29 protein-coding genes are annotated in these 23,663 nt (G+C 61.5%); 7 read left to right on the forward strand and 22 right to left on the reverse strand.

Annotated features, from left to right (window positions below; translation table 11 throughout):
- Window positions 1-95 precede the first annotated feature (95 nt).
- Entirely contained in the window at window positions 96-1,934 is a 1,839-nt protein-coding gene (locus tag PMI40_RS23300; RefSeq protein ID WP_202949708.1) for a GSCFA domain-containing protein, read from the reverse strand.
- A gap of 485 nt (window positions 1,935-2,419) precedes the next feature.
- Here PMI40_RS23300 and PMI40_RS14125 point away from each other — a divergent pair, with 485 nt between their 5' ends.
- The 3 genes from PMI40_RS14125 (at window position 2,420) to PMI40_RS14135 (ending at window position 5,018) form a co-directional block, all read left to right on the forward strand.
- Window positions 2,420-4,021: a methyl-accepting chemotaxis protein gene (locus tag PMI40_RS14125; RefSeq protein ID WP_008116542.1), complete on the forward strand. Its 1,602-nt coding sequence runs from the start codon at window positions 2,420-2,422 to the stop codon at window positions 4,019-4,021.
- A 141-nt stretch (window positions 4,022-4,162) separates the two neighbouring features.
- Entirely contained in the window at window positions 4,163-4,621 is a 459-nt protein-coding gene (locus PMI40_RS14130; RefSeq protein WP_008116544.1) for a hypothetical protein, read from the forward strand.
- A 19-nt stretch (window positions 4,622-4,640) separates the two neighbouring features.
- Entirely contained in the window at window positions 4,641-5,018 is a 378-nt protein-coding gene (locus PMI40_RS14135) for a DUF423 domain-containing protein (RefSeq protein WP_008116546.1), read from the forward strand.
- A 61-nt stretch (window positions 5,019-5,079) separates the two neighbouring features.
- On the opposite strand, the gene PMI40_RS14140 is transcribed toward PMI40_RS14135, so the two are convergent.
- The 4 genes from PMI40_RS14140 to PMI40_RS14155 form a co-directional block, all read right to left on the reverse strand.
- Entirely contained in the window at window positions 5,080-5,892 is an 813-nt protein-coding gene (locus PMI40_RS14140) for an ABC transporter ATP-binding protein (RefSeq protein ID WP_008116548.1), read from the reverse strand.
- Between the two features lie 9 nt (window positions 5,893-5,901).
- Window positions 5,902-6,816 carry a nitrate ABC transporter permease gene (ntrB, locus tag PMI40_RS14145; RefSeq protein ID WP_008116550.1) on the reverse strand — a complete coding sequence of 305 codons (915 nt, stop codon included), beginning with the start codon at window positions 6,814-6,816 and terminating at the stop codon, window positions 5,902-5,904.
- 53 nt (window positions 6,817-6,869) lie between these two features.
- Window positions 6,870-8,174, reverse strand: a complete 1,305-nt coding sequence (locus PMI40_RS14150) for a CmpA/NrtA family ABC transporter substrate-binding protein (protein WP_238540952.1) — start codon at window positions 8,172-8,174, stop codon at window positions 6,870-6,872.
- Window positions 8,175-8,538: 364 nt separating this feature from the next.
- Entirely contained in the window at window positions 8,539-9,207 is a 669-nt protein-coding gene (locus PMI40_RS14155) for an ANTAR domain-containing response regulator (RefSeq protein WP_008116554.1), read from the reverse strand.
- Window positions 9,208-9,655: 448 nt separating this feature from the next.
- Between PMI40_RS14155 and PMI40_RS14160 the strand changes: the two genes are divergently transcribed.
- From PMI40_RS14160 to PMI40_RS14170, 3 genes are all read left to right on the forward strand, one after another.
- Window positions 9,656-10,519: a hypothetical protein gene (locus PMI40_RS14160; RefSeq protein WP_008116556.1), complete on the forward strand. Its 864-nt coding sequence runs from the start codon at window positions 9,656-9,658 to the stop codon at window positions 10,517-10,519.
- A 51-nt stretch (window positions 10,520-10,570) separates the two neighbouring features.
- Window positions 10,571-10,729 (forward strand): DUF3309 family protein, encoded by a 159-nt coding sequence (locus tag PMI40_RS23305; protein WP_008116558.1) that lies wholly within the window; start codon window positions 10,571-10,573, stop codon window positions 10,727-10,729.
- A gap of 119 nt (window positions 10,730-10,848) precedes the next feature.
- Window positions 10,849-11,154 (forward strand): hypothetical protein, encoded by a 306-nt coding sequence (locus tag PMI40_RS14170; protein WP_008116560.1) that lies wholly within the window; start codon window positions 10,849-10,851, stop codon window positions 11,152-11,154.
- 125 nt (window positions 11,155-11,279) lie between these two features.
- Here PMI40_RS14170 and PMI40_RS14175 read toward each other — a convergent pair whose 3' ends face one another.
- The 13 genes from PMI40_RS14175 to PMI40_RS14230 all read right to left on the reverse strand — a co-directional run bounded on the left by PMI40_RS14175 (window position 11,280) and on the right by PMI40_RS14230 (window position 18,872).
- A complete protein-coding gene (locus PMI40_RS14175) occupies window positions 11,280-11,495 on the reverse strand; it encodes a glycine zipper 2TM domain-containing protein (protein WP_008116562.1) in 216 nt (71 codons plus the stop codon).
- Between the two features lie 50 nt (window positions 11,496-11,545).
- Window positions 11,546-11,947: a hypothetical protein gene (locus PMI40_RS23980; protein ID WP_157221547.1), complete on the reverse strand. Its 402-nt coding sequence runs from the start codon at window positions 11,945-11,947 to the stop codon at window positions 11,546-11,548.
- A 215-nt stretch (window positions 11,948-12,162) separates the two neighbouring features.
- The gene (locus tag PMI40_RS14180) at window positions 12,163-12,333 is read right to left on the reverse strand and encodes a CsbD family protein (protein WP_008116565.1); all 171 of its coding nucleotides are present in this window, start codon (window positions 12,331-12,333) and stop codon (window positions 12,163-12,165) included.
- A gap of 246 nt (window positions 12,334-12,579) precedes the next feature.
- Window positions 12,580-14,610 (reverse strand): PAS domain-containing protein, encoded by a 2,031-nt coding sequence (locus tag PMI40_RS14185; RefSeq protein ID WP_008116568.1) that lies wholly within the window; start codon window positions 14,608-14,610, stop codon window positions 12,580-12,582.
- Window positions 14,611-14,724: 114 nt separating this feature from the next.
- Window positions 14,725-15,216, reverse strand: a complete 492-nt coding sequence (locus PMI40_RS14190) for a response regulator (RefSeq protein WP_008116569.1) — start codon at window positions 15,214-15,216, stop codon at window positions 14,725-14,727.
- Window positions 15,217-15,281: 65 nt separating this feature from the next.
- On the reverse strand, window positions 15,282-15,911 hold the full coding sequence (locus PMI40_RS14195) for a response regulator transcription factor (RefSeq protein ID WP_006464715.1): 630 nt from the start codon (window positions 15,909-15,911) through the stop codon (window positions 15,282-15,284).
- 298 nt (window positions 15,912-16,209) lie between these two features.
- Window positions 16,210-16,539, reverse strand: coding sequence for a BON domain-containing protein (locus PMI40_RS14200; RefSeq protein WP_008116571.1), 330 nt, complete (start codon window positions 16,537-16,539; stop codon window positions 16,210-16,212).
- Between the two features lie 104 nt (window positions 16,540-16,643).
- Window positions 16,644-17,021, reverse strand: a complete 378-nt coding sequence (locus tag PMI40_RS14205; RefSeq protein ID WP_008116572.1) for a hypothetical protein — start codon at window positions 17,019-17,021, stop codon at window positions 16,644-16,646.
- An 82-nt stretch (window positions 17,022-17,103) separates the two neighbouring features.
- Complete coding sequence (locus PMI40_RS14210; protein WP_008116574.1) at window positions 17,104-17,316, reverse strand: CsbD family protein; 213 nt, start codon at window positions 17,314-17,316, stop codon at window positions 17,104-17,106.
- 66 nt (window positions 17,317-17,382) lie between these two features.
- Window positions 17,383-17,946, reverse strand: a complete 564-nt coding sequence (locus PMI40_RS14215) for a ferritin-like domain-containing protein (protein WP_008116576.1) — start codon at window positions 17,944-17,946, stop codon at window positions 17,383-17,385.
- 68 nt (window positions 17,947-18,014) lie between these two features.
- Window positions 18,015-18,329: a YqjD family protein gene (locus tag PMI40_RS14220; RefSeq protein ID WP_008116577.1), complete on the reverse strand. Its 315-nt coding sequence runs from the start codon at window positions 18,327-18,329 to the stop codon at window positions 18,015-18,017.
- 50 nt (window positions 18,330-18,379) lie between these two features.
- Window positions 18,380-18,637, reverse strand: coding sequence for a hypothetical protein (locus PMI40_RS14225; RefSeq protein ID WP_157221548.1), 258 nt, complete (start codon window positions 18,635-18,637; stop codon window positions 18,380-18,382).
- 37 nt (window positions 18,638-18,674) lie between these two features.
- Window positions 18,675-18,872: a CsbD family protein gene (locus PMI40_RS14230; RefSeq protein WP_008116579.1), complete on the reverse strand. Its 198-nt coding sequence runs from the start codon at window positions 18,870-18,872 to the stop codon at window positions 18,675-18,677.
- Window positions 18,873-19,324: 452 nt separating this feature from the next.
- On the opposite strand from PMI40_RS14230, the gene PMI40_RS14235 reads away from it, so the two are divergent.
- Window positions 19,325-19,789 carry a PA2169 family four-helix-bundle protein gene (locus PMI40_RS14235; protein ID WP_008116582.1) on the forward strand — a complete coding sequence of 155 codons (465 nt, stop codon included), beginning with the start codon at window positions 19,325-19,327 and terminating at the stop codon, window positions 19,787-19,789.
- 172 nt (window positions 19,790-19,961) lie between these two features.
- On the opposite strand, the gene PMI40_RS14240 is transcribed toward PMI40_RS14235, so the two are convergent.
- The 4 genes from PMI40_RS14240 to PMI40_RS14255 all read right to left on the reverse strand — a co-directional run.
- Window positions 19,962-20,687, reverse strand: a complete 726-nt coding sequence (locus tag PMI40_RS14240; RefSeq protein ID WP_008116584.1) for an ABC transporter ATP-binding protein — start codon at window positions 20,685-20,687, stop codon at window positions 19,962-19,964.
- A 13-nt stretch (window positions 20,688-20,700) separates the two neighbouring features.
- Window positions 20,701-21,468, reverse strand: coding sequence for an ABC transporter ATP-binding protein (locus tag PMI40_RS14245; protein ID WP_008116587.1), 768 nt, complete (start codon window positions 21,466-21,468; stop codon window positions 20,701-20,703).
- Between the two features lies 1 nt (window position 21,469).
- The gene (locus PMI40_RS14250; protein WP_008116589.1) at window positions 21,470-22,684 is read right to left on the reverse strand and encodes an ABC transporter ATP-binding protein; all 1,215 of its coding nucleotides are present in this window, start codon (window positions 22,682-22,684) and stop codon (window positions 21,470-21,472) included.
- A gap of 58 nt (window positions 22,685-22,742) precedes the next feature.
- Window positions 22,743-23,663 (reverse strand): branched-chain amino acid ABC transporter permease (locus tag PMI40_RS14255; protein WP_008116591.1); only part of this gene is annotated, 921 nt, incomplete at its 5' end.

Here is a 23,663-nt window from a genome sequence, read left to right on the forward strand (position 1 = left end):
CGCAGGTTCGAATCCCGCACGGCCTACCAGAAATTCAGCAGCAATGAAAAAGGGTTCCAGTCCGCCGGAACCCTTTTGTCATCTGTAGTGCCGCCTTAGCTGGATTCTCCGAGCATGGTTTGCAACTGCCCGGTAATGGTCCGATAGTACCGATCATTGCCGTGAATACGGTCAAAGTCACCGGTCGATTTGTCGATCTCATCGGATCGGTAGGCATCTTCGGTCCATCCTCCATTAGCGCCTATCCAGACCCTGGCATTGAAAGCCCTCGCGCCGACCGACTCCGCGAATTCGCAGAGTATTTCATCGAAGACGGCGTGCAGCGCTGCGTGATATTGCTGAGAAGGCGGATCGGACACCCAGATCACCTCGTGCCCCAGCCCGACAATTCTTTTCACGATCTCGAACAGGTGCGTCCTTGCATGAACCAGGTACTGGTGAACGTCCTTTCGGCTGACATTGAGATTACCTGCCGTGAGCACGCCCTGGCCGATCAGCGCATTGAGAAATTCGTGGGGCATCATGTGGGTATGCGCACCGATATTCGTGATGACCTTCAAGCGCTTTTTTGCCGCCGGAGGAATCGACCCGCCGAGCGCCCGGAGCGATTCGACCCATAGCGCCTCGGCACCGGGCTCATGAGGAACGAATATCCTGGTGTCGTGCGTGGTATAGAGCTGGTGGTGCCAGCGTGATCCCCACATGATCGCCCCACCGCAGTGCGCCGTGCCGAGCTTGTTCAATTCCGTGGATATCTTCCCCATGTGCGAATCGCCCACCAACAGGAGATCGGCAGCGTCCTGGACCGGAGCATCGTCTTTCCTGCTCCAGCTTTCCAGTATCAGGTCCTCACAAACCGCATCACTGCAATGAGCGCCTGCGCCAGGCTTGGCACTGCAAGCTTGCGATGCACCGGCCTGGGCATCGGCACCCATTCCCAGCGCTGCCATGAAATGCGCCATGACGAACGACACGCCTTCGTCGGTCACCGAGCGCATGTTGTCGGCGAATGCCTTGGCTGCAAATAGCGGGGACGAGACCAGTTCGTAGGAAGGAAAGTAGTCGACGTCGAGCTCGGTGCTGGACAGGAAACCGGCAGCAGCCCTCAGCACCGACTTTGAATAAGTCGTGGCCGGCAGGATGTGCGCGCAATCTGCGGTGGCCGTAAGAGGGACAGGAGAAACGGTCAGCAGAAATCGCATCGCCGGATTGACCTTGCGTATCTTCGCAATCACGCGCTGCATGGTCGCGACGGTTTCGTCGTAATCGTAATTATGGAATTGATGCAGGTCGGGATCGAAACAACCCCTGATGGTCCCGGGACAAACAGGAAAAACCGTCCCATCCCTATGCCGCCAGGCTTCGGTCAAGCCTAGTGTAAAGATGAACGTATTGGCACGGATGATCGCCTGCTCGATGTTGTGCAAGGTCACCGAGCGGGCATCGATTGCCTCTTGCAAGCTCCCATACCCGTACGCATTGATCGCGGGCCTGAGCGGATCGAAGAACTTCCCGTCTGCGCTGAAGCAATCGGCCCCCTCCCCCGCTTGCTTGCCGCCCCCCAGTGCCAGATCGATCCATTGCTCGAGCAAGGCTGGCGTATAGATATTCCCGGTTCGGAACGAGAACACCCCATAGCCAAGTTTTTCCCTCTCGTCCTCGCCAAGCGAGGCCGGTGCCGGCTCGCTGTCGACCCAGGAGAACCCGTTGACGATCAGGTACCGGCTGATGTGCTGCGCAAAACACGATCCGACGGTGATGACCGGATCGTCCCGGGTCAGGCTGAACCTGGGACGCCAAAGGTGATGCAGGCGGCCGCTGGAGCGCAGATCCGCGACGGCATTTCGCCAGAACTTGTGTCCAGGCAAGCTGGTGTAAGGGTTATTCATCTTGTGCATCTGATCATTCGATTGATCCCGGAAAACCTCGATCAAGCACGCGGCATCAGCGTCACGCCTCGACAGGTCCGGGCACGCCGCGGGCCCGCAGGACATATCGGAGATTTATCAGAAGTCGCCATGGGCTCTGCCGGCCGGCATGATTTGACTTGGGTTTTTCGGCAATCGACGGACTAAATACGATAGGAATTCGGCTCACCCACAAGGCCGCACGACACGCTCGATACCGACGCCCTTGCGGCAGGCCTTGCTCGCACAGGCCGTCAGGTTCGACGATGATGTTGCGGCACAGTGGATCGGCCATCTCGGCGCTCGTGGACTGGCCGCAACACGATGGCGCGGCGCCTGTCGCAGGTTGCCGTTGGCCGCGTTTCTCCACTATGATGAAAACGCAGGGCCGCCAATGCCTAAGTCGAAGACCAGCAGCCCCAAGAATTGCCCAGCCACTAGCGCTGCGGCGCATAACGTCAGCGTTTCCATGCAGCATCTTTCACTGATACGACAACGACAGGGGAAGCACCGTGCATATTTCCAACGTAACGATCCGCCTGCGCCTGTGGCTGGGCTTCGGCCTTCTGATGGTGTTGATGCTGGCGATGGCGGCTACCGGCATCGGCCGGCTGGCACAATTGAACCGGCAGATGGGCGACGTCATCCATGACAAATACCCGAAGACGGTGGTGGCCGGCGATATCGTCGACCAGCTCAACCTGGTGGCACGCTCGGTGCGCAACATCCTGCTGCTCAAGGATGCCAGGCAGATCCAGAGCGAATCGGACCGCATCACCGGCGCCGACCGCGCCACCCGGGACGACCTGGCGCGACTTGACCGGATGCTGGCCGATGCCCAGAGCCGGGCGCTGCTGGCAAGCCTGAACCAGGCGCTGGCGGCCTATATCGACAAGCGCCAGAAAGTGCTGACGATGGTCGAACAAGGCGTCAAGGAGGGCGCCATCGATGTGCTCATCGGCGAGGTGCGGCCGGTACAAAGCGCCACCATGAACGCCGCCGATGCCCTCATCAAGCACCAGCAGGAGATGATGAAGGCCGCCGGCGACGAGGTCGAGGACAACTACCGGCATGCCCGCAACCTGTTGCTCGGCCTGACCATCGTCGGTTTGCTGGCAGCCACGCTGATCGCCTGGCTGATCACCCGCAGCATCACCCGTCCGCTCGATCGCGCCGTGCATGTGGCCGAGACGGTGGCCGCCGGCGACCTGACCTCGGCCATCGATAGCGCGGGGCGCGACGAAACCAGCAAGCTGTTGCGGGCATTGAAGAAGATGAACGACAACCTGCTCGATATCGTCAGCCAGGTACGGGCCTCGACCGACACCATCACCACTGCCAGCAGCGAGATCGCGCGCGGCAACCTCGACCTGTCCTCGCGCACCGAACAGCAAGCAGCTTCGCTCGAGGAGACCGCCTCGTCGATGGAGCAACTGACCTCCACCGTCAAGCAGAATGCCGACAACGCGCGCCAGGCCGACCAGCTGGCCGGCTCGGCCTCGACCCTGGCCGGCCGCGGCGGCGCAATGGTGGGCAAGGTGGTCGAGACCATGGGTGCGATCAACGAATCGTCCAGGAAGATCGTCGACATCATCAGCGTCATCGATGGCATTGCCTTCCAGACCAACATCCTCGCCCTCAACGCTGCCGTGGAAGCCGCGCGTGCCGGGGAACAAGGCCGCGGCTTCGCGGTGGTGGCCTCGGAGGTGCGCTCGCTGGCCCAACGCTCGGCCACGGCTGCCCGCGAGATCAAGGAACTGATCGCCGACTCGGTCGAACGCGTCAGCGACGGTAGCAAGCTGGTGGAACAGGCTGGCACCACCATCGGAGAAATGGTCCACAGCGTGCAGCGGGTCAGTGCCGTGGTCAACGAGATCAGCACCGCCGGACAGGAGCAGAGCTCCGGGATCGAGCAGGTGAACCTGGCCATCGTGCAGATGGATCATGTCACGCAGCAGAACGCGGCATTGGTCGAACAGGCCGCCGCCGCGGCCCAGTCGCTGCAGGACCAGGCTTCGCAACTGACCCGGCTGGTAGCGGTGTTCAAGCTCGACGGCAGGCGCGCCGACCAACCCGCATTGCCGACATTACCGGCGCTGGCCTACGACCATTGAAACCGGCGGCGCTTTGCACGGCAAGCCGCCGGTCACGGTGGCAAGGGTTGTGGTCGCGCGTGACGAATGGCCGCTGGTGGCAACTGGTGGCACCGTGCCGCGAGCAGGTATACTGCCGTTCCAAACGACAACCTGCACACCATGTCCCAGCCCCCAGAGCCCTTGTTTCCCGATGACGCCGTCAGCGGTATCGACACCCTGCCCACGCCACGCGCGTGGATCGTGCTGCAGAACGCGCACGAGGTAGAGACCTGGATCGACACCTATGACCGCGAACTGCAAGCGGTGGTCTGGCGCAACAAGCTCAATACGGTCAATGCCGGCCAGGGCATCTGCTTCAGGCTGGAACTGGGCGGCGAGATCTACCTGCACACCACCTCCGAAGGGCAGGTCTTGCTGGACGTGACCGAAGAGGCCGCATGGGTCAACCCGGTGATCAGCGCCGCCACCGGCGTGGCGCCGCCCGCCGGCAGCGTATGGGTGCTGCCGCACGACACCCTGACGCAGCTGGTACTGGGGCTGTCGGGCCTGATCGCCACCAGTTGCTTCGTGCTCAAGCACGAGTTCAGGCTCGGCCGCAGCCATCGTATCCGTCTCTGATATCACAAGGAACAACCCAATGAATGAACGCATCCTGGTCGTCGTCGGCGCCGTCAACATGTTCATTGCCGTCTGCTGCGGCGCCTTCGGTGCCCACGGCTTGAAGAAGATGCTGTCCGAAGAGCTGCTGGCGGTCTGGCACACAGCCGTCACCTATCAGGTGATGCACGCACTGGGCATGATCGCCGTGGCGCTGCTGATGCCCAGGTTCGGTGGTGCCTGCCTGAGTTGGGCCGGCAACCTGATGCTGGCCGGCATCGTCATCTTCAGTGGCAGCCTGTACCTTCTGGCGCTGACCGGCACCCGCATACTGGGGGCGATCACGCCCATTGGCGGCGTGGCTTTCCTGGCGGCGTGGGTGCTGGTGGCCTGGGCCGCCTATAAAGGCATGCGCTGATCGGCAGCCATGCAGCACCGGTGCCTGACGGGATCGCTATCGATGCCCGGGACAGGATCGCTCAGGCGGCGTCACGCGCCGGGTGCGCCTGCTTGCGGTAGAGAAATTCCAGCACCGCGGTACGGTACTCGGCGTACCGGGCGTCCTGCGCCAGGCCGACGCGCTCGCGCGGGCGGGGCAGCCTGACGTCGACGATCTCGCCGATGGTCGCGGCCGGGCCGTTGGTCATCATCACGATGCGGTCCGACAGCAGCACCGCTTCATCCACGTCGTGGGTGACCATCACCACGGTTGACCCGGTCTTGGCCACGATCTTGAGCAATTCGTCCTGCAGGTGGGCGCGGGTCAAGGCATCGAGCGCGCCAAACGGTTCATCCATCAACAGTACCTTGGGTTCCATCGCCAGAGCGCGGGCAATACCTACTCGCTGCTTCATGCCACCCGAGATTTCGTTGGGGCGCTTGGCTTCGGCCGCGGACAGGCCCACCAGCGCCAGTGCGGCGCGGGTGCGGTCGCGCAACCGGGTGCGGTCCTCGGTGCCGCCGAAGACGCGTTCGACGCCCAGGTAGATGTTTTCGTGGCAGGTCAGCCAGGGCAGCAGCGAATGATTCTGGAACACCACCGCGCGTTCCGGCGAGGGGCCACCGATCTCGCGGTTGGCGCACAGCAGCACCCCCGCACTGGGCCGGGTCAGGCCCGCAATCAGGTCGAGCAAGGTCGACTTGCCGCAGCCTGAATGGCCGATCAAGGTCACGAATTCACCCTTGGCGACCGTCAGGTTGATCTCGCGCAGGGCATGAAAACTGCCCTTGCTGGCATGGAACACCATGTCCACGCCACCGATGTCGATGAACTTGCCGTTGATGTTGTCCATGATGTCCTCTCAGTGACTGACCTGTTCGTAGGTGAAGGCCTTTGCCAGTGCCACCAGCGCCTGCTCCAGCAACAGACCGACGACGCCGATGACGACAATGGCGATGATGATGTGCGGCACGTTGAGGTTATTCCATTCGTCCCACACCCAGAAGCCGATGCCGACACCGCCGGTCAGCATCTCCGCGGCCACGATCACCAGCCAGGCGGTGCCGATCGACAGGCGCACCCCGGTCAACATGTACGGCAGCACGGAGGGAAACAGGATCTTGGTCAGGATCTTCCATTCCGACAGGTTCAGCACCCGCGCCACGTTCATGTAGTCCTGCGGCACGCGCTGCACGCCGACGGCGGTGTTGATGATCATGGGCCAGATCGAGCAGATGAAGATCGACCAGATCGCGGCCGGATTGGCCGACTTGAACACCAGCAGGCCGATCGGCAACCAGGCCAGCGGCGACACCGGTTTCAACAGGCTGATGATGGGACCGAACATGGCCGACAGGAACCGTACCCGTCCGATCGCAAAGCCCAGTGGAATACCGACCAGCGCCGCCAGGCCGAAGCCGACGCCGACCCGCTGCAGCGACGCCAGCACGTTCCAGCCGATGCCCTGGTCGTTTGGACTGTTGCGATAGAAGGGGTCGGAGAACATGCTGATGGCTTCCTTGAAGGTCACCAGCGGGGTGGGAAAACTGCTGTTCTTGAGTGCGATGACCTGCCACACCAGCACCAGCAACATCAATCCCACCAGCGGCGGCAGCACCCGCATGAAAACGCCGCTGTCGGCGAGACGACGGCGTGCCCTTTCCAGCATCCCCGGCACGGCATGCACCGCCCGGCATTCGTTGGCCGCCGGGCCGTGCGAGGCCGCGGCGGCCGGCTTGGCGTTCTCGCCGATGACCTTCTCCATGGCTGCACTCATCGTGCTCCCCTCCCCTTGCAATTTCGTTGACAAACCTGCCTGCCTCGGTGCGATCAGACCTTTATCTTGAACGACTGCGCATAGGCGGCCGCGTTCCTGCCGTCCCAGGTGGTGCCATCCATCAGCCTGGAGCTGCGCATGACATCGTTGGGCAGCGGCGTATTGGTCATCGCCGCGGCTTGCTTGAAGAGGTCGATCTGGTTGACGGACCTGGCCACGGCCAGGTAGTCGGGATCGGTCTTGAGCAGGCCCCAGCGGCGATGCTGGGTCATGAACCACATGCCATCCGACAGGTACGGGAAGTTGACTTTCCCGTCGTCGTAGAACTTCATGTAGTTGGGGTCGTCCCAGGTCTTGCCCAGGCCATTCTGGTAGCGCCCCATGATGCGCTGGTCGATCACATCCTTGCTGGTGTTGACGTAGGATTTGTCGGCGATGACCTCGGCCATCTTGTTCTTGTTGGCCAGCGAGGCGTCGATCCACTTGCTGGCGTCCAGGATGGCGGCCATCATGGCGCGGCAGGTATTGGGGTATTTCTTGACGAAGTCGAGCGAGCTGCCCAGCACCTTCTCGGGATGGTCCTTCCAGATGTCCTGGGTGGTGGTTGCAGTGATGCCGACCCCGTCGACGATGGCGCGATGGCCCCATGGCTCGCCCACGCAAAACCCATCCATGTTGCCGACCCGCATGTTGGCCACCATCTGCGGTGGCGGCACCGTGATCACCTTGGCGTCTTTCATCGGGTTGACGCCATTGGCGGCCAGCCAGTAGTACAGCCACATGGCATGGGTGCCGGTCGGGAAGGTCTGGGCGAACGTGTAGTCGCGCTTGTCGGTCTGCATCAGCCTGGCCAGCGAGGCGCCATCCACGGCCCCCTTGTCGGCCAGTTTCCTGGACAGCGTGATGGCTTGCCCGTTATGGTTCAGGCCCATCAACACCGCCATGTCCTTCTTCTGGCCGCCGATGCCCATCTGCACACCGTAGATCAGGCCATACAGCACATGGGCCGCATCCAGTTCGCCATTGGTCAGCTTGTCGCGCACGCCGGCCCACGAGGCTTCCTTGCTGGGCACGATCTTGATGCCGTATTTCTTGTCGAAGCCCAGCACCGAAGCCATCACCACCGAAGCGCAATCGGTCAGGGGAATGAATCCGATCTTGACTTCCTCCTTCTCCGGCTTGTCCGAACCTGCCGCCCACACGCCACCGCTGGCCAACCCCATCATGCTTGCTCCTGCCGCGATGCCCGCGGTGTGAATGATCTTGCGGCGCGTGCCATCGACGTCGGCGCCGACCTCTTTTCCGGACTGTGGTTTGCTTGTCTGGTGCGCGGATTGCACGGATTGCGTGGATTGCATGGCACTGTTCCCCTGACGATTGACGGCATTGCAAAAACAAAAAAGGCGGCTCCAGGCAGGAATTGCTTCATGCCGGAAGACGCCTTTGTCTTGGATGGGGCCACCGCCGTTGGCCGCCCCTGTGCGCACTCGTTGCGCGATACCCCGGAACTTGAGCAAGGAGCGTGCCATGTGTGCCCGAGGCAGGCTGCCACCGATGCCGTCCATGAGCGATAGACCCGGACCAGCCATGGCGTGTCGCCGTCCATGCCGCAGCCGGCCCGCCATGCGAACAAAACGGGCAGCCGCATGCACTTGGTTTGTGCCTTGCACCAAACTGGCAGACCGCCAGGGGGGAGTCGAAGAAGGGCGCCGGCCGGGCGTTTCAGCCCAGCAAGTCCTCGGCGTCCAGCAGCCGCTGGGCGACATCGGACAGCTTGAGGTTGCGGTTCATGGCCATGCTGCGCAGTTTTTGGTAGGCCTGCTCCTCGGACAGGCCCTTGCGCGCCATCAGGACGCCCTTGGCGCGCTCGACCAGCTTGCGCTCGGCCAGCTTGCTCCGGGTATCGGATAGTTCGTCGAGCAGCTTCTGTTCTTGACGAAAACGCACCATGGCCACGTCCAGCACCGGTTTGACGCGCTCGGCGTGCAGCCCGGCGACGATGTAGGCGGTCACGCCGGCGGCCATTGCCGCTTCCATGCTGGTGGTATTGTCGTCCTCGGTGAACATGACGATCGGGCGCCGTTCGTCGCGGGTGGCGATGACGATGTGCTCCAGCACGTCGCGGGCGTCGGATTCGGCTTCGATGATGATCATGTCCGGCTGCAGGGCCGCGATACGGTCCGGCAGCGTGAGGTCGGCGGCCAATGCGGCCACGATGTTATAGCCGGCATCGAGCAGGCCGGTGCGCAAGGCTTCGGCACGTTGCTCCGCCTGGGCATGCGCCACCTCGTCGTGGTCTTCTTCCAGGTGCGGCACGGAATTGACGATGACGATGCGCAACCGGCGGGCGCCACCAGGCGCGGGCGATGTCGATGGGCGATCGGACTTCATGGAATTCATAGAAGGGCGAACTGGCTCTCGGCTCTTTCAAGGCAACACGGGCAACACGGGCAACTCTGGCGTCGATCGGCTTTGCACCGCCTACGCTGCACGGCAGCGTCCGGTGGACGGCGGCAATGGTAACGCATCGCCGCGCAAAAAACATGGCTCGCCTTGGAAAAACCGGCGCGCCGCCGCACCCGACGGCGGATGCCGTCCAACGGCCACAAGCAAATTCCGCACCACTGGCATCGGTATCGGGAGTGTGCAGCGCGTCGGCGCCGACACCCCCGACTCACCTTTTCCTACAGGGAATTGGGAGTGGCGCTGATCCTCGCCCCCTGCCGCCCAGCCTAATATGCATCAGCTCCGCGATGAGGTCCGAGATCCCCGGCGGAGCCGTTCACGAACAACGATAACCGGGTGGAATCCCATCGACTTGCACGGAGAGCCGAACAAAATGAACATCACTTCTCACTTTCCCAAACGTCTAGGCGGCCAATCGGGCCAGCTGCGAGCAAGACCGGCTCGCGCGCTGGGGTGGCTGTCGGGCGCGGTGGTACTGGGACTGGCATCGAGCGCGGCACATGCCGAGCCCTCGCCTGCATTGGACCGGTTTAGCCTATCGGTGGGTGGATACTATGTCGACCCGACGTTCAATATCAAGGGCAACACGCGCTACGGGTCGGCCGAGACCGGCGACATGGAACGCGATCGCACCACCCTGCCGCGCGTGCGCGCGGAGCTGTTGATCGGCGACAGCCATGGGCTGGCGTTCGATTACTTCCGTTATCGCAACGACTATACCTTTACCGCCCAGCGCAGCTTCAATGTCGGCGGCACCCCTGCGATCCTGTCGGCTGCGGCCACGGCCAACCTGGAAGTCGATTTCGCTTCGCTGGCCTATAAGTGGTGGATCGGCAGCGGAAGCGACGTGTTCGGCCTGGGCCTGGGCGCCGGCTACTATCGCGCCCACTACGACGTCCAGGCCAATGGCATATTCAACGGCACCGCGGGCTCGCTCAGCGAGAGCCGCACCGAAAAGACCTTTGCCCCACTGCTGTCCCTGGGCTGGAAGCACGCCTTCAGCAAGGACCTGCGCATGTATGCCGAGGCCTCGGGCGTGAAGAAATCCTGGGGCACCGTGACCGGCCACATCTATGGTGCCGCACTGGGCGTGGAATGGTATCCGCTCAAGAACATCGGCCTGGGCGCCGACTACGGTATTACCCGCATTCACATCAATCGTGATGGTGGAAGCACCCAAGCCAATTTCGACGTAAAACTGACCGGTCCTTCGGCATATGTGAAGGTAAGGTTCTAACCCGGCCGGCGGCATTGCAAACCGACCATTTAAATAAAAAGGAGAACGACCATGACCCTCGGCACCATTCTACTGATTGTGATCATCCTGATTCTGCTGGGCGTGCTGCCAGCCTGGCCACACAGCCGCGGCTGGGGCTATGGCCCCAGCGGTATCGCCGGCACTATCGTGATCATCCTGTTGATCCTGCTTTTGCTGGGCAAGATATAGCCTGATAAGATGCTCGCAGTCAACGCGGGGCATGGCGTTTGCGCGCCATGCCCCGCGTTTTCTGTTGCCGGCATCTTTTCATGCCGGCGCCATTTCGGTCATCCCCTGGAGGTGAGCACATGAACAACAAGATTGTCGTTGCAGCTTTGCTGGTATTGACTGCCTGGGCGAGCGCCGCCCGGGCCGCACCCGAAGACGTCACCGTCGCCGATCCCAGTCGTTGGTTCAAGTCCGAGGATACCCCCCGGGGCCGCTATGGCAACCACCTGATCGAGGCGCGGGCCGCCTACGCGCAAGCGCTACAGGAATGCAAGAGCGGCCCACCCGCGGCGGCGCGCCAGTGCCGCAACGATGCACGCAGCGCGATGAAGGAGGACCTGGCGCGCGCCCGGCGCATCCTCGATCATGCCCAGTCCAATGACTGAGGAAGTCACCGGCAGCCATATCGAGCCCACATGAAAAAAGAGGCTCTCGCCAATGGCGATGCCTCTTTCTCGTCACTCCGGGCTTCTTCAGATGATCGGGCAGCTGCCTGGCCGACGATCGACAGTCAGCGTCCCACCTGATTACCGATCACACCGCCCACTGCGGCACCGCCAGCAGTGCCCAGGCCGCTACCGCCGGTCAGCACGGCACCGCCCACAGCACCGACGCCTGCACCCACGGCAGTGTTCTTGTCTCGCTGCGACATATTGCTACAGCCGGTGACGGCCGAGAACGCCAGGATGGCGATAGACGTCATAGCAACTTTTTGAATTGTTTTCATGACAGCACCTCATTGGTTAATTTGAATTTTGGACAGGGTGATAACCACGCTCAGGTCATCGGCCGCATGATCACCACCGGGCGAGCATGCTGCGAAGGCCTGCGAATCTCGGGCGAATCGTCGCGCATTCCATGGTGATACGAAGCAGAACAGCTATTACGCTGGCGTTCGTTGCCGACCACGATGACGGCGCGTCGCAAGCCCTTGGAGCGCTTCACTGCCGCCATATCCATGTAACGGAACTCGGTTCCGTTCGCCGCAGACGGTGTGGTCGGCACACCATTGAGTGGCACATGGCGATCTACGGGCTCGTTCGGCCCGTGAGGCAACGTGGAAGCAACAGAAGAATCGGGGCTCGTGTCATCCGGTACTGTCGTGGCATGCGCCGCAACGGATCCGAACAGACAGGGCATCGCAGCCAAGAGGCAAATCGCAGATAATGTTTTTTTCATATTTCCCTCCCTGAGGGCCTGCCAATGTCCATCATGGCATCGGGTAGCGTTACTGCCGTCGTGCCGTCAACGTTCGGCGCGGTAATGCGGCAGTGCAACCATGATCGGCGAAATGGGCTGTCATCGAAATCAGCCTATTCCGATTCTTTTGTAGGAATTAACCTACTCCGAACACGAATATCGCGCCGGACCGCTTGGCCCGGCGCGTTACGGACTTAGTGCTTGAGGGTTTCCTTGGCATCGCCATAGGCCTTTTGCACATTGCCTTCGACTTGCTTGGAAGCGCCCTTGACCTGCTGGGTCTGGTTACCTGTGAGTTCACCGGTCTTTTCCTGAACCTTACCGGCGGCTTCCTTCATGGTGCCCTTGACTTGATCCTTGTTCATGATCGCTCCTTGTAGAAGTTGAAAAATGAAGGTGTCGGCCAATGCCTCCTGAGACCTGACTGACATCTACAACGCCGTGTCCTTGATGGTGTGCGACGATGAATCCATGATAGGGACGCGCCGCTTCCGGCGACATCAGAAGGAGGCGCTTTCGAGCGTAGGAGAAACCGGAATGAAGTGACGGACAAGCCCGGGCCGGGCGTAGGACAGGCGCAGCCAGCAGGGCTGCGCCCGGTTCGGCTGGGATCAGGGCTGGGCAGCACCGGCCGGGCGGATCGGCAGGCTCACGGTAATGAGGGCACCGCTACCGGGCGTGGACCGGATATCGACCTCGCCGCCGAAGTAGGTGGCACGTTCCCGCAGGCCACGCAGCCCATAGGTCTTGTGATTGTCCCGGCGATCTTCGGAGATCCCCACGCCGTCGTCGCGCACCGTCAGGGCAACGTGATCCTCGTCCACGTCCAGGATCACATCGACCTTGCTTGCCTTGGCGTGCTTGCTGACGTTGTTGAGCATCTCCTGCAGCATGCGGTAGATGGCAATTTCCATCTCGTGCCCCACCGCCACGTCTTCATCGGGCAGGCTGGCGCGACAGGCGATGCCGGTGCGCTCCTGCAATTCGTCGAGTTGTTCGGTGATGGCCGCCTTCAGGCCGAACAGGTCAAGCGTGTTGGGGCGCAGTTCGGTCTGGATGCGTCGCGTGGTCGCCACCAGCGACTTCATCAGCGCCTGCATGCGGGACTTGCGATCGAGCCATTTCTCGTCGGTCGGCAACACCTGATACACCCCTTCGAGATGCATCGAGATGGCGGTCAGCGACGCCCCCATGTTGTCGTGCAGCTCGCGGGCGATGGCACGCTTTTCTTCCTCGCGCACCGTCTCCAGGTGGTTGGTCAGTTCGCGCAACAATGCGGTACGCTGCACGACCATCTTCTCCAACTGGCTTTCGCGCTGACGCAGCACGTCCTCGGCCTGCTTGCGCTCGCTGATGTCGGTACTGATGCCGATGACGCCCTGCACGCTCCCATCCTTGCCGAACCACGGTACCTTGGCGGTCTGGAAGGTCACCACGCCCTCGGGAAGATGAATGCTCTGCTCCAGCTTTTCGGGCTTGCCCGAAGCCATCACGCGCCGATCATCCTGGTCAATCTGCTCGGCCTCTTCCGGCACCAGGAACAGCTCGCGGCTGGCGCGATACATGGTCTCTTCCCAGGTCTTGCCAAGCTTGCCCAGCGTGGCCGGGTTGGCGAAGATCATCAGGCCCTGGCGGTTCTTGACGAAGATCGGATCGCTGGTGCTCTCGCTGACCGCATTGAGCAGTGCACTGGTCTCTGCCAGTTTCTGGGCATTGCGGGTACGTTCGCCGTATTCGCTGTCGAGCCGGCTGGCCGAACCCCAGAAGATGAAGACGATGATCACGCCATTGACCAGTGTGAGCGTGGGCAGCAGCAATTCCGGCAGGATCCAGCCGCGGGCCAGGCCCCAGTTGAGCAACAGGCTGAACGCCAGCAACAGCAGCAAGGTCTGTGGCAGCAACCGGCGCAGCATCTGGCCGCCCGGGGCGATTCGCATGATCACCGCCATCAGCGCATGCCCGGGACGCGCCATCAGCAAGGCCGTACCAAGCAACGCAAAGACGGTACACGATAGCCATGGCACCGGCAGGTAGAAGTCGAGGTACAGGAATTGGTTGACGCCATAGATGTACCCCACCAGCGGGATGGCACTCATTGCCAGCAACACGAAGCAGAGATACTCGGCCGGATAATAGCCGCCCAGCAGGCGCCAGTCGTGCAACAACAGCGCCAGCGCGACGGTGATGAACGCTATCGCCAGCAAGGGCGGGATCACCAGCGCCGAGACCGGATGGGCCACGTCGACCGGCACCCACCCCAATGCGTAGAGACTGCCGTGGGCCAGTGTCGCCAGGCCCAGCGCCAGCAGCACCAGCGCCAGCATCCTGACCGTCCGACGCAACCGGGGATGGGGCTGGGTTGCAATCATGCCTTGCAAGTAGAGGCCGCTGCCGGCAAGGATGAAGCCGATCGCGGTGACCGGACCCACGGCCAGCAGGTCGACCAGCAGTGGCCGATAGGCCTCTTCCATGAACGAGGCGATCAGCACCACCACCCCGAACAGGATCACGACCATGGCCATGCCCATGGCGATGGTCACCATATTGCTGTTATTGGACTGGGAGCTGGCGAAGTGTTCGGACGAGCCGATGCCCTGGGTATCGAAGGCAGAGGGACGGCCCCCGCCGGTTTGGTTTCGCATCGTCGGGAATCCCCTGCTTTTTTTATCGGTGCTGCCGGGCGGTCCCAGACCGGCCCGACAGCGCCATGTTGATGTCTACCGCAGCCAGGGTGCACTCACCCGGCAGGTAATGCGTCACAACCCACCCGGCTGGGCGGGTAACGGCGGCGTACCGACAGGATTGAAGGTACGTATGCCCAGTTTTTCGCGGGCCAGGCGTTCCAGAAGATCGCACAGCAAGGGCAGTTCGGACGACTTGTCGAAGAAGTGGGCCACGCCGCACTGTTTGCCGGCCTTGCGATAGGTCGGGCTGACATGATTGCTGAAGACTACCCTGACCTCGTCGGCACGGCGTACATGGGCTCGCCCCAGCGACTGCAGCAAGCTCATGCCATTGCCTTGCTTGAGCTGGATATCCAGCACCAGAACGTCGTAGGCATGATGTTGCAGGTGCTGCAATGCCTCGTGTTCGGTCTCCGCATGGCCGGCCAATGACACGCCATCGATCTCGACCAGGCTCTCGACGATGAGATCACGCACGTCCGCCGAATCTTCCACCAGGAAAATCCGCAGCGGCGCCTCGGCGCTGTCTGCGCCCCGGGCCCACGTGTTGAGAATGTCATCCATGATCTGCCATGCCCGTTATCCTGCCAACGCCATCCTTGCAATGCGCAAGATGACATACCGCAGGATTAGTCGATCAGATTGTTCTTGATCGCGTAGTAAATGATGTCTGCGTTATTGGTCATGCTCATCTTCTGCAGCACGCGTGAACGATATGTGCTCACCGTCTTGACCGACAGGCACAGTTCGTCGGCGATCTGGGTCACGCCCTGCCCTTGACCCAGCTTGTAGAAGATTTCGTATTCGCGCTGCGACAAGGTCTCGTGCAGCGGCTTTTCGGAATCCACCGGTTCGCTGGTCAGCAGTTCGGCCACGCCATAGCTGATGTACTTATGCCCTCGCAGGATGGTATTGATGGCATTGACCAGTTCGGTGGCCAGCGCCTCTTTCTGCACATAACCGCTGGCACCGCTGCGCAGCACCTGCACCGCGTAGCGACTCTCGGGGTGCATGCTCAGCATCAATACCGGCAGTTCCGGCTTTTCCCGCTTGATCTGCTTGAGCACTTCCACGCCGCTCTTGTCGGGCATGGCGATGTCTAGCAGAACGATATCCCAGTCCTGGGTCCGCACCAGGCGGATTGCTTCTTCAGCCGTACTGGCTTCGCCACCGATTTCCATCGACGGAATTTCCGAGATGAAATGGTGCACACCGGCCCGCACGACCGCATGGTCATCGACTACAAGTATTTTTGTCATAGTAATTGAGCGGTGATAAAGATGCCGCAGCGCTGCGTCGTCTACCTGGCGGCTTGGCGCACGCCAGCGCCGCATTGAGCGTCGGCCATATTCTCCTGCTGCCTCGGCAACGCCGTTTCGACCGGCGGTGCCCTCCCTAAAAAATACCAGGGTGCAATGGCCACCAACTATACCTTACTGCACTTATGCTGTCTGCTTCCAGAATGCACCAGGATGGCCCGATGCGCTCTGGGAGCGGATAAGCGCAAACCGGGCCGGGTCACACGGACCCGGACCGGCTGCGCTCACGCAGGCACCGTTACTGTTTCAGGCGCAGGTCGTTACGCACCGATTGCACACCCTTGACGCCGCGGGCCAGTTCGGTGGCACGCGAGGCAGCAGTGGCGCTCGAGACGAAACCGGAGAGCTGGACCACGCCCTTGTAGGTTTCGACGTTGATTTCCGACGACTTCAGGTTCTTTTCATTGAAGATCGCAGCCTTCACCTTGGTGGTGATCACGGCGTCGTCCACATATTCGCCAGTGCCTTCCTTGTTGGGGCTGGAAGCGCAACCAACCAGCGAAACCATGAACAGGGCCAGGAAGAAACCGAGGAAACGCTTGGTCAGGGACATTTTAGTCAAACTCATGATGCTCTCCTATCTAGGAATGATGATACACAGGTGATCACTGCCGGGTAGCCGGCGCACTCTGGCGCACGGCCCCTCCAGACTATTTTTTCGCTACGCCGCGATTACTTGCCGAACTTCATCTTGGCATCAGCCACGCACTTGTCCTTGGCATCGCCGCTCATCGCATCGCATTTTTCCTTGGCGACGTCATAATTGGCGTCGTTCTTGTCCTTGCGAGCTTCCTTGTTGTTGTCGGTATTCTTGCGCTTGGCCTTGGCATCGGCGATAGCGGACTCGTGAGCTGCCTTGGCTTCCTTCTGGCAGACATCCTTGTCATTGCCCGACAGCGGGTCACACTTCTTCTTGGCGACCTTGTAGTCGCTGTCAGCCTTGGCCGTATCGGCCTTGTACTGGGACTTGACAGCATCGGCTGCGAATGCGCCGCCGTGCAGGCCAATCGAAGCTGCGCCGAAAATCATGGTTGCGATGAGTTTTTTCATGGTCATGTTCCTTTGTTGTTGATATTTATCAGTGGTAATACTTAAATCATCACGGCGACACAGAGTCACCGGTGTCGCCCGATTACTGGCGCCAGTCTTCGTTACGCTTCTCGAACGCGCTGATCTGCTTTTCAGCTTCGTCCTTGTTCACGCCATAGGCTTCCTGGATGCGACCCGCCAGCTGGTCGCGCTTGCCTGCGATCACGTCCAGGTCGTCATCGGTCAATTTGCCCCATTGTTCCTTGGCCTTGCCCTTGAATTGCTTCCAGTTGCCTTCAACGATGTCCCAGTTCATGGTGGTCTCCTCGGGGTGATTGATAAAAATAGGTAGCTCTCGGGCTGCCTGTACTACCTTGCAAACTCAAAGATCGAGCAGGTCCGTCATATCGTCGGCGTGCTCTTCTTCCTGCGCCATGATCTGCACCAGCATGTGACGCGTGGTCGGATCATTGTCGCCAATGCGCTCGATCATCTGGCGATAGGCTTCGATGGCAACACGCTCGGCAATCAGGTTGGCCTTGATCATGTCCTTGATGCTCTCGGACTCGTCATACTCGGCGTGGCTACGGTCGGACAGGGTGCGGGGATTGAAATCCGGCTCGCCATTCAATTGCACGATACGCTCGGCAATCTTGTCGGCATGGCTTTGCTCCTCTTGCGCATGCTGCAGGAACTCCGCCTTGATCGGCTCGTTCTCCAGCCCCTTGGCAGTGTAGTAATGGCGCTTGTAGCGCAACACGCACAGCAACTCGGTGGCCAGTGCATCGTTGAGCATGGCGATGACTTCCTTGCGATTGCCGCGATAGCCATCGGTAACGGCGCCATCGTCGAGGTTGCGTGCGGCTGCGCGCAGGGCCTCCTTGTCGATATGAAACGGCTGTTGTTGCTGTACCGTGGTTGGCGGTGGATTCTTGGTCATGGTCATTCCTTTCTCCGATTTCGTTACTAACGCGCCGGCCATTGCCAGCGCTTGGCTAGATTTCAGATGTGCATTCAGTAGTGGTCGCTGCTACGACCGACCGCCAGCCCGACCAGCAGGCCAACGCCTGCCGAAATCGCGATGGCGCGCCATGGATTGGCCTGCACATAATCGTCGGTGCTGGAGGCCAGTTCGCGGCCGCCCTGTACCACTGCCGTCTGGGCACTCTGCGCCACGTTCAGCGCCTGGTTCAGTACGTCCTGGCCCTTGGCGCGCAATTCGTCAGCCTTCTTGCCGGTGGCTTCGGTGGCCTCGGCAAACAGATCCTGCGCCTGCTGCAGCAGATCCTGCACGTCGCTGCGAACGGTCTTGAATTTGTTAGCCTGCATGCTTGTTCTCCATATTCGTTTCAGGGTGCGTCAGAAAGATCGACGGACCTTCAGATCAAGTACTGCAACAACACCAGCATCACCACCGGCACACCCAACAGCCAGCCGAGCACCAGCTTGTCCATGACCGTCTCCTCGATAACGTTGCGGTCGACTTGGCGACCGTTGATCCGATCCTGCGGCGTTGGCCCGATCGGTGCCGTTAGTCGCGGCGCCAGGTGTTGCAGGTCCGCGATTGCGTCAACCGTAAGATACGTTCCCGCCGTTGCGCTTTCTATAGGTGGCAGACCGATTACCTTGTAGGACAAGCACACTGTAAGCAGCGCGCCGTCGCATCGGCCGGCCTCAAGTCGATGCGCGACGGTGGCGCAGCGAGCGCCTGATCAGGTCCTGCGCCTCGCCCACTGCATGGGTGATGCGACCTTGGGTCTGGCGACGGTAAGCCGCGCGCTGCAATTCGGAATGACCGATCAATACCGCGAGCTTTTCCTGCACTTTGCCAACGACGACTTGGGCCTGGCCTGCAATCATGTTTCTGTTCATGGAAAAGCTCCTGGAGTTAGATGGGACCTCAGACGCGACAGGCATTGCAACATGGGAAAAATAGTAGCAATCCACGGTTGAGTTGCTCTATAGGACGCATCCCAATTGCCTTGTAGGACAACGCCCGAAGCTGGACTGGTGGTGGGTTTCAGCGAGTTTCTGTTTTTTGCTGATGAAGATTCGAGCCGCCCGATTCCTACACCGGCTTGGGCAGTCGTCCGATGGAAAGGGCGCCATGCCGCTCCTACCATGGATTTACCCGAAACGGTCTGCATCCTTAGCAGCTACCGCTTCGCCCCCTGAAAAACATGCGTATCGACGCGACAAGGAGAACATCATGGGCAAGTATTTCCTGGCATGGATTTGCGGCGTACCGGCCTTCGTGCTGGTCCTCGTCTATCTTTTCGTTCACTGATACGCCACGTCACTGGCCGGCTTAAAGGAGAATTTTCATGACCAACGACCACCTGATTTCGACTCTCAATGACCTGATCCAGATTTCCAAGGACGGCGAGCAGGGTTTTCGCGCCTGTGCCGACGATGCGCAGGAGCGGTATGTGAACTACAAGGAGATGTTCATGAATCGCGCCACGGCCTGTGCCCAGGCCGTGCTGGATCTACAGGACCTGGTGCATCGGCTGGGCGGCGAGCCTACCAATCACAGCACCCTGGGCGGCGCGCTGCATCGGCAGTGGGTCAATTTGAAATCGGCCATTACCGGCCGCGATGACGATGCCATCCTGTCAGAGTGCGAGCGCGGGGAGGATGCGGCGGTACATGCTTACCGCAAGGCATTGTCGCAGGACCTGCCGGACGATATCCGCCTGGTCATCGAACGGCAGTACCAGGGCGTGCTGGCCAATCACGACCAGGTGCGGGCCTTGCGCAACATGGCCCGGGCCAAGAAAGCGGCGTAAGGGGCGCCTGGATGGCTTGAAGGATATCGGGCGTTTCGACGGTTCGCCCCGGGGTAGTTCATAAGACTTACCAAGGCTTATTATGACTTAGGTACCCGGGACGACCGGCGTGCCCCGCACCTGCCACCGCCCGATCGCCCGATCGACTGCGGAAGTCTTCCCCGGGGAATCCTCAGCCTTCGCCCAGGTAGGCGGCCTTGACCCGTGGATCGTCCAGCAGCTCGCTTGCCCGGCCGTCGATGGTGATCAGTCCCGACTCCATCACGTAGCCCCGGTGCGCCGCCTGCAGTGCCAGCTTGGCGTTCTGTTCCACCAGCAGGATCGTGATCCCCTGTGCCGACACGTTGCGAATCACCTCGAAGATCTTCTCGACCATGATCGGCGACAGGCCCATCGACGGTTCATCCAGCAGCAGCAACCTGGGGTGGCTCATCAAGGCCCGCGCCATGGCCAGCATCTGCTGTTCGCCACCCGACAGCGTGCCCGCCATCTGCGCCGCACGTTCCTTCAGGCGCGGAAACACCTCGAACCAGCGCTCGATGTCGGCCTGGATCTGGCCCTTGTCGTTGCTCGTGAAGGCGCCCATCAACAGGTTTTCCTGGATGCTCATGCGGGTAAATACGCCCCGCCCTTCCGGCACCATCGCCAGCTTGTCCTTGACCAGCTCGAACGACTTCTTGCCCTTCAACGCCTGGCCCTGGTAGCTGATGTGGCCCTCGACCCGGCAGTTGGGCAAGGTGCCCGTGATGGCTTTCAAGGTGGTGGTCTTGCCCGCCCCGTTGGCCCCGATCAGGGTCACCAGTTCGCCCTCGTTGACTTCCAGGTCGATGCCCTTGACCGCCTGGATGCCGCCATACGCCACGCTCAGTTGGTCGACTTTCAGAATATTCGTTGTCATGTCTTCTCTTCGGTCAGTGACCCGCTCCCAGATACGCCTCGATCACCGCAGGATTGTTTTGCACCTCCGCCGGCACCCCTTCGGCAATCGGTCGGCCATAGTCCAGCACCGTGATGCGGTTGCACAAGCCCATCATCAGCTTGACGTCATGCTCGATCAACAGGATGGTCTTGCCCTCGGCCTGGATCTTGACCAGCAATTCGCGCAGGCCCAGCTTCTCGGTGGCGTTCATGCCGGCCGCCGGTTCGTCCAGCGCCAGCAGTTGCGGCTCCGTCGCCAGGGCGCGCGCGATCTCCAGGCGTCGCTGGTCGCCATACGACAGGTGGCGCGCGGTGCGCTTGGCGAATTGCCCAATGCCCACGAAATCGAGCAGCTGCTGCGACTTGGCCCGGATCTGCGCCTCTTCCTCGCGCGCCGCCTTGTGCCGGAAGACGGCGCCGAACACGTTCTGCCGGGTCCGCACATGGCATCCCACCATCACGTTTTCCAGTACCGTCATTTCACCGAACAGGCGGATGTTCTGGAACGTGCGCGCAATGCCCGCACGCGCCACTTCATGCGGCGCGCTGGGGCTGTAGGGCTTGCCGTCCAGCTCGAAGCTGCCGGTGTCGGGCTGGTACAGCCCGGTGATCACGTTGAAGAAGGTGGTCTTGCCGGCGCCATTGGGGCCGATCAGGCCGTAGATCTGGCCTTTTTCGATGGTGAGGCCAACGCCGTTCAAGGCTTGCAGGCCGCCGAAGCGCTTGCTGACGTTACTGATGTTGAGCAGGGTCTGGGTCATGTCAGGCTTTCACTTCACCGGTGGTTCCAACCGAGGCATGGTCCGCCTCGGGACGGTCTTCGTGGCGCGGCGAGGGCCACAGGCCCGCCGGGCGGGTCAGCATGATGATCACCATGGCCAGCCCGTAGAGCAGCTGGCGCAACACCTCGGCGTCGATCCAGACCCGCCCGAACAGGCTCATCTGCAACGGCTCGACCACGTGCCGCAGCACTTCCGGCAATGCCGCCAGGATCACCCCGCCCAGCACCACGCCCGGGATATGCCCGATACCGCCCAGCACCACCATCGCCAATACCGCGATCGACTCGGTCAGCGAGAACGACTCGGGCGACACGAAACCCTGGAACGAGGCGAACATGGCCCCGGCCACGCCGCCGAAGGACGCGCCCATCGCAAAGGCCAGCAACTTGACGTTACGGGTATTGATGCCCATCGCCTTGGCGGCGATCTCGTCTTCCCGGATCGCGACCCAGGCGCGCCCCAGGCGCGAGTCCTGCAGCCGCACCGAGAAGAAGATCACCGCGATGCACAGCACCAGGAACAGGAAGTAATAGGCATTGACCGAGGGCACCATGAAACCGAACAGGTCGACCATCGATCCCGAACCCGGCTCGCCGGCCAGCGACACCCCGAACACCCGGATCGGGTCGATCAGGTTGATGCCCTGCGGACCGTTGGTGATGTTGACCGGTGCATTGAGGTTGTTCATGAAGATGCGGATGATCTCGCCAAAGCCCAGCGTCACGATGGCCAGGTAGTCGCCCCGCAGCTTGAGCGTCGGCGCCCCCAGCAAGGCGCCGAACAGCGCCGCGCACAGGGCCGACAGCGGCACGATCACCCACAGCGACAGGTGGATGCCGTTCTGCACGATCTCCGGTCCGCACACCATCACCAGGAAATTGCCCAGCGCCGGATAGGTGTTGACGAACGATTCGAGCACCGCCGCAAACTGCGGCGACGCCAGCAGGCCCGCCGTGTAGGCGCCGATGGCATAGAACGCGATATAGCCCAGGTCGAGCAGGCCGGCAAACCCGACCACCACGTTCAAGCCCAGCGCCAGCATGATGTAGAGCAAGGCGATGTCCATGATGCGCACCCACGAATTGCCGAACTGCTGGGCAATGAACGGGAACACGATCATCAGCGCCAGCAGCACCAGCAGGCTGGTGCGGGCCTGGCCGGGGTGGCGCTTCATGTCGAAGGAAATGAGAGACATAGGGTTTCTTTCGGTTGGATAAGTTTTTTCTCTGGCGATGGACAACCCGAGCCAATGTTCAAGCGCGGTCGGCCACGCGCTCGCCCATGATTCCCGAGGGACGCAGGGTGAGCACGATGATCAGCACGATGAAGGCAAAGATGTCCTGGTAGTTGCTGCCCAGGAAATCGCCGGTCAAATCGCCGATGTAGCCGGCGCCCAGGCTCTCGATCAAGCCCAGCAGGATGCCCCCCAGCATGGCACCGTAGATGTTGCCGATACCGCCCAGCACCGCCGCCGAGAAGGCCTTCAGGCCCGGCACGAAGCCCATGGCGAATTGCGCTGTGGAGTAGTTGGCCGCCCACATCACGCCGGCGATGGCCGCCAGCGCCGCGCCGATGGCGAAGGTCACCACGATCACCTTGTTCGAATCGACCCCCATCAGGCCGGCAATGCGCGGGTTCTCGGCCGTGGCGCGCATGGCGCGCCCCATCTTGGTCTTCTCCACGATCAGCACCAGGCCCACCATGGCCACCACCGCCAGCACCAGCAGCATGATCTGGGTGGGCGAGATGAGCGCGCCGGCGATATGCACCGGATCCGACGGCATCACCTGCGGGAACGGCAGCGGACTACGGCCCCAGATCATCATGGCCGCCGTCTGCAGCAGGATCGAGATACCGATGGCGGTGATCAACGGCGCCAGGCGCGGCGCATTGCGCAATGGCCGGTAGGCCACCCGCTCGATCAGCAGGCTGACCACGATGCATACCGGAATGGCGCCGGCGATGGCGATGATCAACTGCACGATGCCGGGCAACTGGGGCGCCGCCTGCTGCACCACTTTGAGCAGCCACAGGCCCACCATCGCACCCACCATCAAGATGTCGCCATGGGCGAAGTTGATCAGGTTCAATACCCCGTACACCATCGTGTAGCCCAGGGCGATGAGCGCATACATGCTGCCCAGCACCAGGCCGTTGATGATCTGCTGGATGAA

It is taken from the genome of Herbaspirillum sp. YR522 (assembly GCF_000282575.1).
GTDB lineage: Bacteria > Pseudomonadota > Gammaproteobacteria > Burkholderiales > Burkholderiaceae_D > Herbaspirillum.

Coding starts and splice junctions, on each gene's coding strand:
- PMI40_RS14130 (WP_008116544.1), top strand. CDS start 4,163: ATGTCCCAGCCCCCAGAGCCCTTGTTTCCCGATGACGCCGTCAGCGGT.
- PMI40_RS14135 (WP_008116546.1), top strand. CDS start 4,641: ATGAATGAACGCATCCTGGTCGTCGTCGGCGCCGTCAACATGTTCATT.
- PMI40_RS14140 (WP_008116548.1), bottom strand. CDS start 5,892: ATGGACAACATCAACGGCAAGTTCATCGACATCGGTGGCGTGGACATG.
- ntrB (WP_008116550.1), bottom strand. CDS start 6,816: ATGAGTGCAGCCATGGAGAAGGTCATCGGCGAGAACGCCAAGCCGGCC.
- PMI40_RS14150 (WP_238540952.1), bottom strand. CDS start 8,174: ATGCAATCCACGCAATCCGTGCAATCCGCGCACCAGACAAGCAAACCA.
- PMI40_RS14155 (WP_008116554.1), bottom strand. CDS start 9,207: ATGAAGTCCGATCGCCCATCGACATCGCCCGCGCCTGGTGGCGCCCGC.
- PMI40_RS14160 (WP_008116556.1), top strand. CDS start 9,656: ATGAACATCACTTCTCACTTTCCCAAACGTCTAGGCGGCCAATCGGGC.
- PMI40_RS23305 (WP_008116558.1), top strand. CDS start 10,571: ATGACCCTCGGCACCATTCTACTGATTGTGATCATCCTGATTCTGCTG.
- PMI40_RS14170 (WP_008116560.1), top strand. CDS start 10,849: ATGAACAACAAGATTGTCGTTGCAGCTTTGCTGGTATTGACTGCCTGG.
- PMI40_RS14175 (WP_008116562.1), bottom strand. CDS start 11,495: ATGAAAACAATTCAAAAAGTTGCTATGACGTCTATCGCCATCCTGGCG.
- PMI40_RS23980 (WP_157221547.1), bottom strand. CDS start 11,947: ATGAAAAAAACATTATCTGCGATTTGCCTCTTGGCTGCGATGCCCTGT.
- PMI40_RS14180 (WP_008116565.1), bottom strand. CDS start 12,333: ATGAACAAGGATCAAGTCAAGGGCACCATGAAGGAAGCCGCCGGTAAG.
- PMI40_RS14185 (WP_008116568.1), bottom strand. CDS start 14,610: ATGCGAAACCAAACCGGCGGGGGCCGTCCCTCTGCCTTCGATACCCAG.
- PMI40_RS14190 (WP_008116569.1), bottom strand. CDS start 15,216: ATGGATGACATTCTCAACACGTGGGCCCGGGGCGCAGACAGCGCCGAG.
- PMI40_RS14195 (WP_006464715.1), bottom strand. CDS start 15,911: ATGACAAAAATACTTGTAGTCGATGACCATGCGGTCGTGCGGGCCGGT.
- PMI40_RS14200 (WP_008116571.1), bottom strand. CDS start 16,539: ATGAGTTTGACTAAAATGTCCCTGACCAAGCGTTTCCTCGGTTTCTTC.
- PMI40_RS14205 (WP_008116572.1), bottom strand. CDS start 17,021: ATGAAAAAACTCATCGCAACCATGATTTTCGGCGCAGCTTCGATTGGC.
- PMI40_RS14210 (WP_008116574.1), bottom strand. CDS start 17,316: ATGAACTGGGACATCGTTGAAGGCAACTGGAAGCAATTCAAGGGCAAG.
- PMI40_RS14215 (WP_008116576.1), bottom strand. CDS start 17,946: ATGACCATGACCAAGAATCCACCGCCAACCACGGTACAGCAACAACAG.
- PMI40_RS14220 (WP_008116577.1), bottom strand. CDS start 18,329: ATGCAGGCTAACAAATTCAAGACCGTTCGCAGCGACGTGCAGGATCTG.
- PMI40_RS14230 (WP_008116579.1), bottom strand. CDS start 18,872: ATGAACAGAAACATGATTGCAGGCCAGGCCCAAGTCGTCGTTGGCAAA.
- PMI40_RS14235 (WP_008116582.1), top strand. CDS start 19,325: ATGACCAACGACCACCTGATTTCGACTCTCAATGACCTGATCCAGATT.
- PMI40_RS14240 (WP_008116584.1), bottom strand. CDS start 20,687: ATGACAACGAATATTCTGAAAGTCGACCAACTGAGCGTGGCGTATGGC.
- PMI40_RS14245 (WP_008116587.1), bottom strand. CDS start 21,468: ATGACCCAGACCCTGCTCAACATCAGTAACGTCAGCAAGCGCTTCGGC.
- PMI40_RS14250 (WP_008116589.1), bottom strand. CDS start 22,684: ATGTCTCTCATTTCCTTCGACATGAAGCGCCACCCCGGCCAGGCCCGC.